At 61.5% G+C, this 13897-nt stretch carries 17 protein-coding genes; all 17 read left to right on the top strand.

The features are described 5' to 3' along the window. Window positions 1-2 precede the first annotated feature (2 nt). The 17 genes from K5554_RS09580 to recN all read left to right on the top strand — a co-directional run bounded on the left by K5554_RS09580 (window position 3) and on the right by recN (window position 13846). On the top strand, window positions 3-578 hold the full coding sequence (locus K5554_RS09580) for a SpoIIIAH-like family protein (protein WP_221038264.1): 576 nt from the start codon (window positions 3-5) through the stop codon (window positions 576-578). 66 nt (window positions 579-644) lie between these two features. Beyond that, window positions 645-1052, top strand: coding sequence for an Asp23/Gls24 family envelope stress response protein (locus tag K5554_RS09575; RefSeq protein WP_255565360.1), 408 nt, complete (start codon window positions 645-647; stop codon window positions 1050-1052). A 12-nt stretch (window positions 1053-1064) separates the two neighbouring features. Continuing rightward, window positions 1065-1604, top strand: a complete 540-nt coding sequence (gene amaP / locus K5554_RS09570; RefSeq protein ID WP_221038263.1) for an alkaline shock response membrane anchor protein AmaP — start codon at window positions 1065-1067, stop codon at window positions 1602-1604. Window positions 1605-1628: 24 nt separating this feature from the next. Further along, window positions 1629-1841: a DUF2273 domain-containing protein gene (locus K5554_RS09565; RefSeq protein ID WP_221038262.1), complete on the top strand. Its 213-nt coding sequence runs from the start codon at window positions 1629-1631 to the stop codon at window positions 1839-1841. A gap of 18 nt (window positions 1842-1859) precedes the next feature. Then, window positions 1860-2279, top strand: a complete 420-nt coding sequence (gene nusB / locus K5554_RS09560) for a transcription antitermination factor NusB (protein ID WP_221038261.1) — start codon at window positions 1860-1862, stop codon at window positions 2277-2279. After that, window positions 2279-3244: an O-sialoglycoprotein endopeptidase gene (locus tag K5554_RS09555; RefSeq protein ID WP_221040583.1), complete on the top strand. Its 966-nt coding sequence runs from the start codon at window positions 2279-2281 to the stop codon at window positions 3242-3244. Before nusB ends, K5554_RS09555 begins: the two co-directional genes overlap by 1 nt. Next, window positions 3241-4470 (top strand): exodeoxyribonuclease VII large subunit, encoded by a 1230-nt coding sequence (gene xseA, locus K5554_RS09550; RefSeq protein WP_221038260.1) that lies wholly within the window; start codon window positions 3241-3243, stop codon window positions 4468-4470. Before K5554_RS09555 ends, xseA begins: the two co-directional genes overlap by 4 nt. Window position 4471: 1 nt before the next feature. Further along, window positions 4472-4705 carry an exodeoxyribonuclease VII small subunit gene (gene xseB, locus K5554_RS09545; RefSeq protein ID WP_255565359.1) on the top strand — a complete coding sequence of 78 codons (234 nt, stop codon included), beginning with the start codon at window positions 4472-4474 and terminating at the stop codon, window positions 4703-4705. Next, window positions 4702-5595, top strand: coding sequence for a polyprenyl synthetase family protein (locus K5554_RS09540; RefSeq protein ID WP_221038259.1), 894 nt, complete (start codon window positions 4702-4704; stop codon window positions 5593-5595). Before xseB ends, K5554_RS09540 begins: the two co-directional genes overlap by 4 nt. Window positions 5596-5619: 24 nt before the next feature. After that, window positions 5620-6057 carry a divergent PAP2 family protein gene (locus tag K5554_RS09535; protein WP_221038258.1) on the top strand — a complete coding sequence of 146 codons (438 nt, stop codon included), beginning with the start codon at window positions 5620-5622 and terminating at the stop codon, window positions 6055-6057. A 713-nt stretch (window positions 6058-6770) separates the two neighbouring features. Next, window positions 6771-7355, top strand: a complete 585-nt coding sequence (locus tag K5554_RS09530) for a hypothetical protein (protein ID WP_221038257.1) — start codon at window positions 6771-6773, stop codon at window positions 7353-7355. A 4-nt stretch (window positions 7356-7359) separates the two neighbouring features. Then, a complete protein-coding gene (gene dxs / locus K5554_RS09525) occupies window positions 7360-9276 on the top strand; it encodes a 1-deoxy-D-xylulose-5-phosphate synthase (protein ID WP_221038256.1) in 1917 nt (638 codons plus the stop codon). Beyond that, a complete protein-coding gene (locus K5554_RS09520; protein ID WP_221038255.1) occupies window positions 9266-10069 on the top strand; it encodes a TlyA family RNA methyltransferase in 804 nt (267 codons plus the stop codon). Before dxs ends, K5554_RS09520 begins: the two co-directional genes overlap by 11 nt. A 124-nt stretch (window positions 10070-10193) precedes the next feature. Beyond that, window positions 10194-10718 carry a hypothetical protein gene (locus tag K5554_RS09515; RefSeq protein WP_221038254.1) on the top strand — a complete coding sequence of 175 codons (525 nt, stop codon included), beginning with the start codon at window positions 10194-10196 and terminating at the stop codon, window positions 10716-10718. Continuing rightward, complete coding sequence (locus K5554_RS09510) at window positions 10715-11638, top strand: NAD(+)/NADH kinase (RefSeq protein ID WP_221038253.1); 924 nt, start codon at window positions 10715-10717, stop codon at window positions 11636-11638. The genes K5554_RS09515 and K5554_RS09510 overlap by 4 nt, the downstream gene beginning before the upstream one ends. Next, window positions 11635-12087 (top strand): arginine repressor, encoded by a 453-nt coding sequence (gene argR, locus K5554_RS09505; protein WP_221038252.1) that lies wholly within the window; start codon window positions 11635-11637, stop codon window positions 12085-12087. Before K5554_RS09510 ends, argR begins: the two co-directional genes overlap by 4 nt. A gap of 10 nt (window positions 12088-12097) precedes the next feature. Then, on the top strand, window positions 12098-13846 hold the full coding sequence (gene recN / locus K5554_RS09500) for a DNA repair protein RecN (RefSeq protein WP_221038251.1): 1749 nt from the start codon (window positions 12098-12100) through the stop codon (window positions 13844-13846). The last annotated feature ends 51 nt before the right edge of the window (window positions 13847-13897 follow it).

Genomic DNA, 13897 nt, shown 5'->3' with positions numbered 1-13897 from the left:
ACATGTGGCGTAACCGCGGGACGATAATCTGGCTGTTGGTCTGCTTAATCGTTTTGCTGGCCGCTGCATTTTACCTGCGTAGCCGGGCGGTTGAGACCACTCCGCCGGCCGACGCCGGGCTCATAAACGAGGAACAAGCCAAAGAAGCCCCTGCGCCCGCTCCCGAATCACCCGCCCCGGAGCAGGAACCGGGCACGAAACCCCCGGACGGGACGGCTCCCGGAAAGCGCGCGGACTACTATACAGAACAACGCCTGGAGCGCGACCGCGTTCGCAGCCAGGAAATGGACACCCTGCGCGAGATTGTTCACAATCCCAATTCCGATGAAGGCAACCGGCGTGAAGCCCACACCCGCCTGTTGTTTCTCAGCCAACAGGCCGCGAAGGAGGCTGAGGTGGAAGGGCTCATCAAGGCCAAAGATTTTCCCGATGCGCTGGTTTACCTCCATGAGGACTCGGCACACGTCCTGGTGAAGGTGCCCGAGCTCACCATGCAGCAGGCCGCCCAAATCGGCGACATAGTGGCCACAGCAACCGGCCTCTCCCGGGAAAAAATCATCATCGATACCAGACCGTAGTAATGTTGTCACAGGTTCCCCGTTTTGTTATAATGAAGGGGCAACAGAGGGTGAGGAGGTGTGACCTTGGATAAGCTACCAGGGGACATCCAAATCCTTAAAGCGGAAAATGACATCGGCAGCGTTAAGATCGCTGATGAGGTTGTGGCCATTATCGCCGGTTTGGCTGCCACCGAGGTGCCGGGCGTGGCCGGGATGAGCGGGGGCTTGGCCGGCGGTATCGCCGAAATGCTGGGGCGGAAAAACCTGACGCGCGGTGTTAAAGTAGAAGTGGGCGAGCGTCAGGCGGCCGTCGATCTGTTTCTCATCGTGGATTTTGGCGTAAAAATTCCGGAAGTGGCCTGGCGTGTACAAGAAAACGTCAAGAAAGCCATTGAAAGCATGACGGGCCTGGACGTGGTGGAGGTTAATATCCACGTGCAAGGGGTAAAAATCGCCGGCGAGGAAAAGGAAGAAGATGCCCGTGTCAAGTAAGGAAGTGAAGCGATGGGCTCTGGCGACCGCCTCCTGGTCTTTCTAACGAGTCTTTTCCTCATAGCTGTCGCGCTCTTTCTGGGCTCAGCCGCCGGGCGGGTTCCGGCCGTGCTCCCGGTGGCTTCCAACTTGCTGGCTGCTTACGTCTTCGGCCGCTGGGAGGCAGCAGCGGCGGCGCTTTTAGTGCTGGTGCTGGCCCTGCGCCTGGCGTACCTGGCTTGGCCCTGGCGGCGGGAGGGGCAGTTTCTGGTGCAAAACTCAGAGCTGGGCGAGGTCAGCATTGCCCTCACGGCCATCGAGAACCTGGTGCAGCGCGCCGCCGCCCAGGTGGAGGGCGTAAAGGACGTGCGCTCCCGGGTGCGGGCTCGGCCGGAAGGCGTCAGCGTAAGCCTCAAGGCCTGGGTGGGAAGCGAAGTTAACGTGCCTACCCTGGGTGCCCGCCTTCAGGAAACCGTGCGCCGGCGCTTGGAGGAGGTCGTGGGGCTTAAGGCGGCGGCGATTCGGGTGGCGGTCAAAGACATCGGCGGTGAACAGCGGTTCAAGGTCCGCTAGCGCCAGAATAAAAGAGGTGGCCGCATGGAAACCCTGTACGAGTTTTTCACACGGCACGGTGGCAAGGTGCTTGGTTCGCTCCTGGGCCTGTTTTTTGGGTGGCTGGTGCTCACGCGGGGGCTCTTGGCCGCCGTTTTCCTGTTTGTATGCCTGGGACTCGGTTACTGGCTGGGGAAGCGCCTGGACGATGAGCAGGGGCTCGGTGCGCTCTGGCGGCAGTTGTTCCCCCCACGCTAAGCGGAAGGAGCGGTTGAATTGGGCCGGCGACAAGGGCGCGAGGCCGCGCTGAAGACCCTTTTTCAAGTTGAACTGGGCGGGGCTCAGCCTGAGTTTGCCTTAAACGCAACCTGTGAACAGGAAGCGATCGCATCAGCTGATGTGGCCTTTGCCCGGGATTTGGTGACGGGTGTGCTGGAGCGGCTGCCCGAACTGGATGAGCTCCTGCGCCGCTGCAGCCACGAATGGAGCGTGGAGCGCATGGCGGTGCTCGACCGGCTGATCCTGCGTCTGGCCTGTTACGAAATTCTCTTCTGCTCGGATATCCCCGTGGCCGTTTCCATCAACGAAGCTGTGGAGCTGGCCAAAAAGTATTCCACCCCCGAAGCCGGCCGTTTCATCAACGGTGTGCTCAGCGCGGTGGCACGCGGCCGACTGGCCGAGGACGGTCGTTTGTGATGGCGCAGGGTGTGGTGCTGGGTTTCGATACCAGCTGTTACACCACCTCGGTGGCAGCTGTCACTGCGGCCGGCGCTGTCCGGGCAGACCGGCGTAAAGTTCTGGCGGTCCCCCAGGGTGAGATCGGGCTGCGCCAAGAGGCGGCCCTTTTTCAACATTGGCGGAACCTTCCTGAACTCGTGGCCCAGGTGCGCGCTGAGGTGGGGGAGCAGGTGACGGCGGTGGCCTTTACCGCCCTTCCCCGCCGGGAGAAAGCATCCTACCTCCCCGTTTTTACGGCGGGCGCCAACCTGGCCCGTTCCTTGGCGGCAGTGCTCCAGGTACCGGCTTTGGCCTTCAGCCACCAAGAAGGACACCTGGCGGCTGGACAAGCCGGGGCAGGCGGACCACAGCAGCGCTCCTTTCTGGCGGTACACCTTTCCGGAGGCACCACCGAAATCCTGCAGGTCGAGCGGGACGACGCGGGCTTTGCCGTCACTGTTCTGGGAAAGTCCCTGGATCTAAACGCCGGCCAGTTTGTGGACCGGGTGGGAGCAGCGTTGGGTCTGCCCTTCCCCGCCGGTCCGCACCTGGAGGAGCTGGCCCGCTCCGGACAAGGTTTGGAATTCTCGCTGCCTTCCGTTGTCCGGGGCCGTGACGTCAGCTTTTCGGGACCCACCAGTGCGGCGCTGCGCCAGGTGGAAAGAGGAGCTGCCAAAGGAACCGTGGCGCGGGCTGTGTTTCGCTGTATCGCCAACACCCTGGAAAAGGTGCTGCGGAGCGCGGTGCGCGAGCTCGGTATTAAGGACGTCCTTCTTGTGGGCGGCGTGGCCGGCAATTCTTTTTTACGTACACGCCTGACCGCACGGTTGGAGCACCGGGCGGTAGGAGCCAGGCTCTTTTTTGCGCCGCCCCAGCTGAGTACGGATAACGCCGTGGGCATCGCCTTACTGGGCTGTAGGGCCCTCGGGAGGGGACACCAATGAACCGTCCTGTTCCTTTACCCGCTCTGGTTTACAGCGTCACCGACCTCACGCGGCTTATCAAAGGAAATCTTGAGTCGGACCCCCGCCTCTTAGGGGTGTGGGTCCGAGGTGAAATCGGCACGTGCAAACTTCACACCTCGGGCCACCTTTATTTCACCCTCAAGGACAAGGCCAGCAGCCTGCGCTGCGTCATGTTCAGGAGCTTTAACCGGCGCCTCCGCTTTCAGCCGACGACAGGCCTTGGTGTACTGGCCTTCGGCGAGGTCGGCGTCTACGAACGTGACGGCAGCTACCAGCTCTATGTCCGAGAACTCGAACCCGACGGCCTGGGCGCCCTGTTTCTCGCCCTGGAGCAGACCCGCGAGCGTTTAGCCAAGGAAGGCCTCTTCAGCGCAGAGCGCAAGCGCCCGCTGCCCCGCTTTCCCCGGCGCGTGGGCGTGATCACCTCGCCGGTGGGAGCCGCACTGCAGGATATCATCGCGGTGGCCCGGCGGCGCTTCGCTGGAATTGAACTATTACTTGCTCCGGTTACTGTACAGGGCGGCGGTGCCGGCAGCGAGATCGTTCAGGCGCTGCGGCGCCTTAACCGGGAAAAGGAGCTGGATGTCGTCATCCTGGCCCGCGGGGGCGGGAGCAAGGAAGATCTGTGGACCTTTAACGATGAAAGGGTGGCCCGGGCCATCGCGGCCTCGCGCGTGCCGGTGGTGAGCGCGGTTGGTCATGAGATCGACGTCACTCTGGCCGACCTGGCAGCAGACGTGCGGGCGCCCACTCCTTCCGCGGCAGCGGAACTGGTGGTCCCGGACCGGCGTCACCTGGAGCAGGAACTTGAGCGCTGCGCGGCGCGGCTCCGCCAAGCGGCCGGGGAGCAGTGGCGGAAGAAAAAGCAAAGGCTGCTTCAGCTCTTGAGCCGGCGCCCCTGGCGCGAACCCGCTCTTTTTCTGGCGGAAAAACGCCAGGCCCTGGCTTACGCAACCGACGGGTTCAAGCGGGCCCGCCGCCAGTTTTTGCTCCGGAAAGCGGCACAACTCGCGGAGACACGACGCGCTTTCACCGCGCTCGACCCCCTGAGCGTTCTCGAGCGTGGCTTTGCCGTCGTCATGGATGCCGTAAGCGGGGTACCCGTCACCCGCGCCAGCCAGGTGCAACGCGGGCAGCGGCTGCGCGTGCGCTTTGCGGACGGCACCGTCATCGTCCGCCAAGAAACAGGGGAAGAGGGGAAATAAGGTGGCACGGAAAAACAAGGACCTGAGCTTTGAAGAGGCCATGGCCCGGTTGGACGAACTGACGCAGGCTTTAGAACACGGTGAGCTTCCCCTTGAGGAGGCGCTGGCCTATTTTAAAGAAGGATCCGCTCTCCTTGCGCACTGCCAGAAGCTTTTGGGCGCGGCCGAAGACACGCTGAAGGTGCTGGAGCTGAAGGACACCGGGGGCAAAGAGGAAGAGGAGGAAGAAGCATGAATCTGGAAGCGTACCTGGTGGAGCGCGCCCGCTGGGTGGAAGAGGCCTTGGCCGCGTATCTCCCCGTGCTGCCGGAGCCCGCCCGGCAATTGGGGGAAGCTATGCGCTACAGCCTGTTTGCCGGCGGCAAGCGGCTGCGACCGGTTCTGGCCCTGGCCGGCGCTGAAGCTCTGGGACGGGATCCCAAGGTGGCCCTCCCGGCGGCCTGCGCCCTGGAGTTTATTCACACTTACTCCCTGATTCACGACGATTTGCCGGCCATGGACGACGACGACTGGCGCCGGGGGAAACCCACCAATCATAAGGTCTTTGGGGAGGCCCAGGCCATCCTGGCCGGCGACGGTCTCCTTACCCAGGCCTTCGCGATACTGGCGACCGCCGAGTACCCGGCTGAAGTCGCCCCGGAAAAAGTCCTCGCGGCGATCGCGGAAATTGCTGCTGCCGCCGGCCCTGAAGGGATGGTGGGCGGGCAGAGCGCCGACATCCGCGCGCAAGGCAAGAGCGACGCCGACGGCGAGTTCCTGCACTACATTCACACCCACAAGACAGGCGCCCTGCTGCGCGCCTCCGTCCGGGTGGGCGCCCTCCTGGCCGGGGCGGCTCCGGCGGAACTCGCCGCCCTGACCGCTTATGGGGAAAAACTCGGGCTGGCGTTTCAAATCTCCGATGACATCCTCGATGCCACCGGTGATCCCAAGGTCTTGGGCAAGCCGGTAAAAAACGATGCTCAAAAGCAAAAACTGACTTATGTGACTCTGTACGGCTTGGCCAAAGCTCGCCAGGAAGCACGGCGGCTGGCGGCTGAGGCGGAAGCCGCTCTAGGTGCGTTTGGCCCGGGAGCCGAACCGCTCCGGCAATTGGCCCGCTTCACGGTGGAGCGGAATCACTAGGGGCAGTCGGGAGGTACCGCTGTCATGTCCGGTCTCCTGCACAACCGAATTCTCTTGACGGCACTTCTGGCCTGGGCCATAGCACAGGGGCTGAAGGTTCCCTTTACCCTTATAAAGAACCGCAGGTGGGACTTTCACCGCCTGGTGAGTCCCGGCGGGATGCCGAGCTCCCACTCTGCTTTGGTGAGCGCTCTCGCCGTAGCCGTAGGCCGCGTAGAGGGGTTTGCCGCGCCCGAGACGGCCATCGCCTTGGTCTTTGCCTTCATTGTGATGTATGATTCCGCCGGTGTGCGCCGGGCGGCCGGGGCGCAGGCCAGCGTGCTCAACAAAATAATCGACGAAGTTTTCCGTGGCGGCAGATTTCGCGAAGAACGCTTGCGCGAGCTCCTGGGGCACACGCCGGTGGAGGTATTTGCCGGGGCGCTGCTCGGGCTCATCGTAGCGAGCGCTGTGAGGCTCTGATGCGCTTTGCCAAGGGCAGCAGGGCATGTTATAATACTACCTGGCCGGTGTAAAGCGACAACTCTTGGACGCCGGCAGGTGGTGCAGTATTCTAGTCAGGGTTCTTGTTTTCGAAGGCGGGCCTAAAAATCCGCTACGGGCACAACGATGAAGTTCCTGGTGCTGGCCGTATACGCCCAGTATTCGGCTGGTGCTGGGAGTTAAGAAAGGCGGGCAACCACAACGGCATGTGGCGATTGACCCTCCTTTCGCGGAGACCCAAGTACGTAGCCGGAAAGCTACGGCTTGGGAATGAACCTGCATGCGGTGGCTGCTGTGTGCAGTGTAGCCTGCCTTGAGTGCGTGGGGTGAATACAGGTCCGGTTCGGCGCCCAGGGGCCCAGGGGCGCCGGAGCCGTTGCTGTTGAAACCTCACGTGCAAAAGAGGCTAGGAAACGAGAACGCTGTCGGGGAAAACCCCTAGACTGCCCAATCAGGTTGGGGCAAAGCAAGGATTAAAGTGTGGACTAAGTGGTAATCTAGTCCTGTGACCGGCGACGGCACAGAACAATCGTAAAGGGAAACCGCCTGAGCGGCAACGTTCAGGTGATTGTTGGGAAAACCTACTAGACCTTAAGCCGCAACGTTTACTTGCTTGTGCTACCACCTGCCGGCAAACATATAACTCTTTACGTCCCTCTTTATTCTGGAGCCCAATGCTGGAGTGTGATGAGGTGAAGGCCTCAGGTTCCGGTTCGGGTGTATGGCGACACGGCCTGAAGGTGGCCCTGCTCACGTTTTGCCTTTCACTCCTTTTAGGCTTGTTCTCCAGCGTGGTGGTACGTCGGGTACCACTTTTTTTGGCTTTTTTGGTCCTGCTGGCCATTATAGCTTTAGGTATCGTTTTTGATATCATGGGTGTGGCGGTGACGGCGGCGGAGGAGCCGCCGCTGCATGCCATGTCCGCTAAGCGTACCCCCGGTGCCCGGCAGGCAATTCGCCTGCTGCGCCGGGCTCCGGCCGTGAGTAATTTCTGCAATGATGTCGTGGGGGACATCGCAGGGACCCTTTCCGGTGCCACGGGGGCAACCATAGTGTTTTACCTCATCCGGCGCTATCCGTTTCTGCAGGAAGATGTTGTGTCGCTCATTATGATCGCCACTGTCTCGGCCCTGACCGTGGGCGGAAAAGCTGTGAGCAAGCATTTCTCGATTGCGAAGGCCGGCTGGATAACTTTCCAGATGGGGAAGGTTTTTGCCTTTTGGGAAAGAATACTAGGAAGAGAGCTTCTAGCTACCAAGAACAACCGCCGGAGGTAAAGAAATGCCCGAGCTTCTGGCACGCATCCATTCCCTTTCCGACCTCGGTAAGCTGGACCTCAAGGAGCTTTACCGCCTCGCGGGCGAGCTGCGAGAAATGATTATCACTACTGTAGCTAAAAACGGTGGCCACCTGGCGCCTAACCTGGGGGTGGTTGAACTTACCGTCGCCCTGGGCAGCGTGCTGAACCGTCCCGGTGATAAGATCATCTGGGATGTGGGCCACCAGGCTTACGCGTACAAGCTGCTCACCGGGCGCCGGGAACGTTTTTCGACCCTGCGCCGCCCAGGCGGCTTGAGCGGCTATCCCAGGCGGAGCGAGAGTCCCTATGATTACTTCGGCGCCGGGCACAGCAGCACCTCGCTGTCGGCGGCGCTGGGCTTCGCCATCGCCCGCGACTTGGCAGGCGATAAGGGCACTGTCTGCGCAGTTATCGGTGATGGTTCGCTCACCGCCGGGATGGCGTTTGAAGCCCTCAATCACGCCGGGCAGCTGCGGAAAAAGCTGATCGTCGTACTTAATGACAACGAAATGTCCATCAGTAAGAACGTGGGGGCCCTTGCCGCCTATTTAACGCGGCTGCGCTCCGACCCCGGATACTTCCGCCTGAAAGAGGACCTGGAGTTTTTGCTGAAGCGGATACCGGCCATCGGCCCGCAGGTGGCCCGGACGGCCGAACGGGTGAAGGATGCGGTGCGCTTCATGCTGGTGCCCGGCACCCTCTTTGAAGAACTCGGCTTCACATACCTCGGACCAATCGACGGGCATGATATCGGCCTGATACGCAGCGTTATCAGCCGTGCCCGGCACGTCGACGGGCCGGTTCTGGTGCACGTGCTGACGAAGAAGGGCAAGGGTTATCCGCCTGCGGAAAAAAGCCCCGACCGTTACCACGGGGTGGGACCGTTTGTCATCAAAAGCGGCGCCCCGGTTGCGGCGCCCACTACTACCTACACGGATGTTTTCGGCCAGGCCTTGGTGGAAGAAGCAGAAAAAAATCCCCGCATTGTAGCCATTTGCGCCGCCATGAGCTACGGAACGGGCCTCAGCGAGTTCGCCCGGCGTTTTCCAGACCGCTTTTTTGATGTGGGCATCGCGGAACAGCATGCCGTCACGCTGGCCGCTGCCCTGGCGGCCGCCGGCCTGCGCCCGGTGGTGGCAATTTATTCCACTTTTTTGCAACGCGCGTACGACCAGGTCCTGCACGATGTGTGCCTGCAGAACCTACCTGTGGTGTTCTGCCTGGACCGCGCCGGTTTGGTAGGAGAAGACGGTGCCACCCACCAAGGCCTGTACGATCTGGCATACCTGCGGCACATACCGAACATGAGCCTGGCTGCTCCCCGCGATGCTGCCGAACTGCGGCACATGCTGGCCCTGGCGCTGGCTCGTAACGGCCCGGTGGCCATCCGCTACCCGCGCGCGGTGGCCGAAGCGGCATACACCACCGCTGCCGGGCCGGGCTGGGGGGAAGGTGAAGTTCTCAGGGAAGGCCGGGACGGCATGGTGCTGGCCGTAGGTAGCACGACGCTCCCCAGCCTGCGGGCGGCCCGCCGTTTAGAAGAAAGCGGTATCAGGGTGGGGGTTACCGACGTGCGCTTCATTAAACCCTTACCGGCGCCGCTTTTGTTGGCGTTGGCCCGGCGTTATCCCCGCTTTCTTACCGTGGAAGATCATGCTTTGGCGGGGGGCTTCGGCAGCGCCGTGCTCGAACTGTTCAGCGACAGCGGGGTGCTGGTGCCGGTGAAACGCCTGGGGATCGGGGATAAGTTCGTGGAACATGCCAGCCGCACGCGGCAGCTTTGCGAAAACGGGCTGGACGAGGAAGGATTAAGGGAAGCCATGCAGCTTTACTTCGGCAGTGAGGCCGGGCAGCAGCCCGTGGCCTTGGCCCAGGTGGCACAGGCCCATGGCCGGTAAACGCCTGGATGTGCTCCTCGTAGAAAGAGGCCTGGCACCGACGCGCGAGCGGGCCCAAGCCCGCGTGCTGGCCGGTGAAGTCTTGGTTAACGGCCGGCCGGCGGAGAAGCCGGGAACACGGGTTCCGGCGGGCGCCGAACTCACCCTGACCGGCTCCGAGCTACCCTATGTGAGCCGCGGCGGCCTGAAACTGGAAAAGGCCATAAGGAGCTTTCAGCTTGATTTCGCCGGCAAGGTGGTGCTGGACGTGGGCGCTTCCACCGGCGGGTTTAGCGATTGCGCGCTGCAAAACGGCGCCGCCCGCGTTTATGCCGTCGACGTCGGTTATGGCCAGCTGGCTTGGAAGCTGAGGCAGGACCCGCGGGTGGTGGTCCTGGAGCGCACCAATATTCGTCACCTTGCCCCCGGCACCCTGACCCCGCCGCCGGAGATAGCCTGTATCGATGTCTCTTTCATCTCGCTGACCAAAGTGGTGCCTGTAGTCGCGGGCCTCTTGACCGGACAAAAGGAGATCGTAGCCCTGGTGAAACCCCAGTTTGAAGTGGGAAAGGGCAGGGTGGGTAAGGGGGGCATCGTACGAAGCCCCGCGCTGCACCAGGAAGTGCTGGCGGAAATCGTGGCGGAAATCGGGAAGTACGTAACGTGCGCCGGCGTCGATTATTCGCCCATCAAGGGAACAAAGGGCAATATTGAATACCTTCTCTACGCCCGGGAAGGCCCCACCGTACCTTTGCCCAGCCTCGCCGCTGTGGTGGCGGCCGCCCATGCCGAGCTAGATGCAGCCCGCGGTTAAGCCAGGGCTCCTTGAAGGAGGCCTGGCTCTTTCCTTGCAGCGCAAACGCCCTTAATTTCGCCCGGTGGGGAGAGCGTACAGGATTTCGCGCCCTGCCGGCGAATTACAAAAGGGAGGGTGTAGGGTGACTCCGAGCGATGTTTACGCACTGGGACTCATAATTGCTATCTTTATCCTGTATACTACCTCTACCCGCCTGGCACGCCGGCTGTCCCGCCGGCGCTGGCAGGGAGCGAAGCGCAGCGAGCTTAAGGCCGGCGAGTTACTTAAAGGCTACGGCTTTCACGTGGTACGCCGCCGGCCCAGCGCCCGTCTCTTAACCAAGGTGAACGGTCGCCCCCATTACCTTACCGTGCAAGCCGATTTCCTGGCCCGAAAAGGGTTTCATACTTATGTGGTAGAATTAATAAGCGGCCAATTTCCTCCTACCCTGGGTAGCGACGCCCGCCAGAAGCTGCTTTTTTACCAACTGGCCTTTCACCCTTGGGGCGTTATCCTGCTGGATACGGAAAAAGGGAAACACAAAGAGGTGACCTTCGGTCACGCTTGCGCCGGGCGTACCTGCGCCCTGTTGGGGCTCGCCGGAACGGTCGGGTTTATTCTCGGCGGCGCTGTGGTCTACATTTTGGGTAAGGGGATGCGGCTGTGAAAGTAACAAACGTGGCCTTGATAGTGAACAAGGAAAAAGCACCGGCCCGGGAAATGGGGCGCTTTATTGTTACATACTGCCGGGAGCACGGCTTAAACGCCTACTTGTTGCCTGTGGACGCCGCTTTTCTCGGCTTTCCTGACCTGGCCACATCGCTCCATAATCTGCGACAAACAGCAGACTTGGTCATCTCCCTGGGCGGCGATGGGACGCTCCTGGGTGCGGCACGGCTCTTCGCCGAGGCCGGCGTTCCTGTGCTGGGAATCAACCTGGGCCGGCTGGGTTTTCTGACCGCCGCCGAGCCGGAGCAGTTGGAGCAGGCCCTGGCCCAGCTGGTGCAGGGACGTTGCAGCGTGGATGAACGCACGCTCCTTAAAGCCGTTATCCGGCGCCGCGGCCAACAAGTGGAGGAGTCCTTGGCGCTCAACGACGTGGTCATCACCAAGGGAGCTTTCGCGCGCATCATCGCCGTCTCTTGTTACATCAACGGTGAATACCTTACCACCTACCCCGGCGATGGGATAATTGTCGCCACGGCCACCGGCTCGACCGCCTACTCGCTCTCGGCCGGCGGACCCATTCTCAACCCGGCCTTGGACTGCCTGATCATAACCCCCATTTGCCCCCACACCCTCTCCGCGCGCAGCATCGTGATCTCGGGACAGGAGACGCTGCGGGCGACGGTCAGTTCCGACCACGGGGACATCATGCTCACGGTCGACGGCCAAAAAGGTTACCCCTTAGAACCGGAAGACAGCATCGTGGTCACCAAGGCCCCCTTCCGCGCCCGGCTGATCCGTCTGCCTGGGCAGTGCTTTTACCGTATCCTGCGGACCAGGCTGCAGGATACGCCCATCGTGGAGGGACCGGACCCTGATCAGAGGTGCAAAGAAGGAGAGGAGGGCGAAGGAACAGAATGAAGGTACGGCGGCAAATGAAGATCCTGGAACTTATTAACGCACAGCCGATCGAGACGCAGGAGGAGCTGGCCGAACTCTTAAAAAAGAGCGGCTTTGAGGTGACGCAGGCCACTGTTTCCCGCGACATTAAGGAGCTGCGCCTCATCAAGGTACCGAGCGGCCAGGACCGCTACTGCTATGCTCTGCCCCCTGAACTGCCCAAAGGCACCATTGAATCCCGGCTCCGGCGCATCTTCCGTGAATCAGTCTTCAGCATGGACAGCAGCGAAAACCTCATTGTAATCAAATCTTTGCCGGGTTCTGCACAGGCAGTGGGTTCCGCCATTGACAGCCTGGATTGGGAAGACATCATCGGGACAGTGGCGGGGGACGATACCATACTTGTGGTCATCAAGCGCAAGGAAAAAGTAGCCGAGGTTTTAAAGGGCTTTGAACAACTGATGGGGTAGAGGTGGTACCGTGCTGGAAGCCCTCACGATCTACAACTTCGCCTTGATCGACAACCTCGCTCTTGAGTTTTCCGCTGGTCTCAACATTCTCACCGGCGAGACCGGCGCCGGCAAATCGATCATCATCGATGCTTTGGGGATGACACTGGGGGAACGTGCCTCCGCGGAGTACATCCGTGCGGGCGCCGGCAGCGCCCGGGTGGAGGCCTGCTTCAGCTTCCCGCCCGGTCACCCCGTGGCGGGCGCCCTCGCAGATCAGGGCATCGCCGCTCAAGACAACAGCCTGGTTTTAGCGCGCGAACTCAATACCTCCGGCCGCAACGTCTGCCGGATCAACGGACACCTGGTGACAACCACCCAGCTCAAGGAAATAGCCGCTTTTTTAGTGGACATCCACGGCCAACATCAACACCAAAGCCTCCTAAACCCAGGAACACACCTGAGCTTTCTGGATGCTTTAGGCGGGACGGAGCACCTGGCTTTGGTGGCGGAGGTACGCCAGCTATACCAGCGTTTCCTCAACCTAAAGGCGGCGCTGAAAAAGTACGCGGCGTCGGAGCAAGAGAGGGCCCGCCGCCAGGAAGTGCTGAGCTTTCAAGTTAAAGAGATCGATGCTGCTAAGCTGCGCAGCGGCGAGCTGGAAGAACTTAAGGACGAGCAGCGCATCTTGGCGCAGCAAGAAAAATTGGTGACGTTGGTACAAGCAGCCTATGGCCTTCTGTACGGCGCCCAAGATGAAGCAGGCGCCCTGGCGGCGTTGAGCCGCGCCCAGGCCCTCCTCCAGGAAGCCGCAGCCATTGATAAACGCCTGGCCTCCTTGGAAACGGCGGTGGCGGGTGCCCGCTACGGTATCGAGGAAGCGATCCCGGAGCTAAGACACTACCAGGAAAACTTTAGCCTCGATCCTGGGCGCCTGGAGGCGGTCGAAGACCGCTTGCACCTCATCGGCGATTTGGCCCGCAAGTACGGAGCCACCGTGGAAGAGATCCTGGCCTACCGTGAGCAGGCAGCCTGCGAACTCGAAGAGCTCGCCCGGGCCCGTGAGGACGGCGCCGGCATTAAAGAAGAGCTCAGCGCCACCGCAGGCTGCTTAGCGGAACGTGCGGCGGCCTTGTCCCGGGCCCGACGCGAGCTGGCCGCTGCTCTGGAGACCGAGTTGACGGCGGAATTGGCCGACCTGGGGATGGCCGGCGCCTGTTTTAAGGTGGCCTTTTCTTACGAAGAAGACCCCTGCGGCTTGCCGTGGCAAGGCAAAACGCTTCGACCGGGCCCTGATGGTTTTGATCGGGTTGAGTTCCTCCTCGCCGCCAATCCGGGCGAGCCGCCGCGACCGCTGGCCAGGATTGCTTCTGGGGGTGAACTGTCGCGAGTGATGCTGGCCATCAAAACCATTCTCGCGGCCTACGACTCCGTCCCCACGCTCATCTTCGATGAAGTGGACGCCGGCATCGGCGGCCGTGCCGCCCAGGCGGTGGCAGCCAAGCTGGCGGAGGTCAGTCGTTATCACCAGGTAATTTGTATCACGCATTTGCCGCAAATCGCCGCGCTGGGCGATGTGCACTTTCAAATTTCGAAAGCTGTGCGCGCCGGTAAAACATTCACGGAAGTGGCGCAGCTGACGCCCGCCCCGCGCATTGAGGAGCTGGGACGCATGCTGGCCGGGGCCAAGGTAACCGCCGCCGTGCGGCAGCATGCCGCAGAATTGCTGGCTGCAGCGGCTCAACTTAAGAAAACGTTAGACCTCAAAAGGTCAAAGTGAGTTTATGTAATTTATTGGAAAGGGCGACGCGCGGCCGGTGCCGCCAAGTTC

This window comes from Gelria sp. Kuro-4 (genome assembly GCF_019668485.1).
Classification (GTDB): Bacteria; Bacillota; DTU030; order DUMP01; family DUMP01; genus DUMP01.
This window is presented reverse-complemented; position numbering and strand designations above follow the sequence as displayed.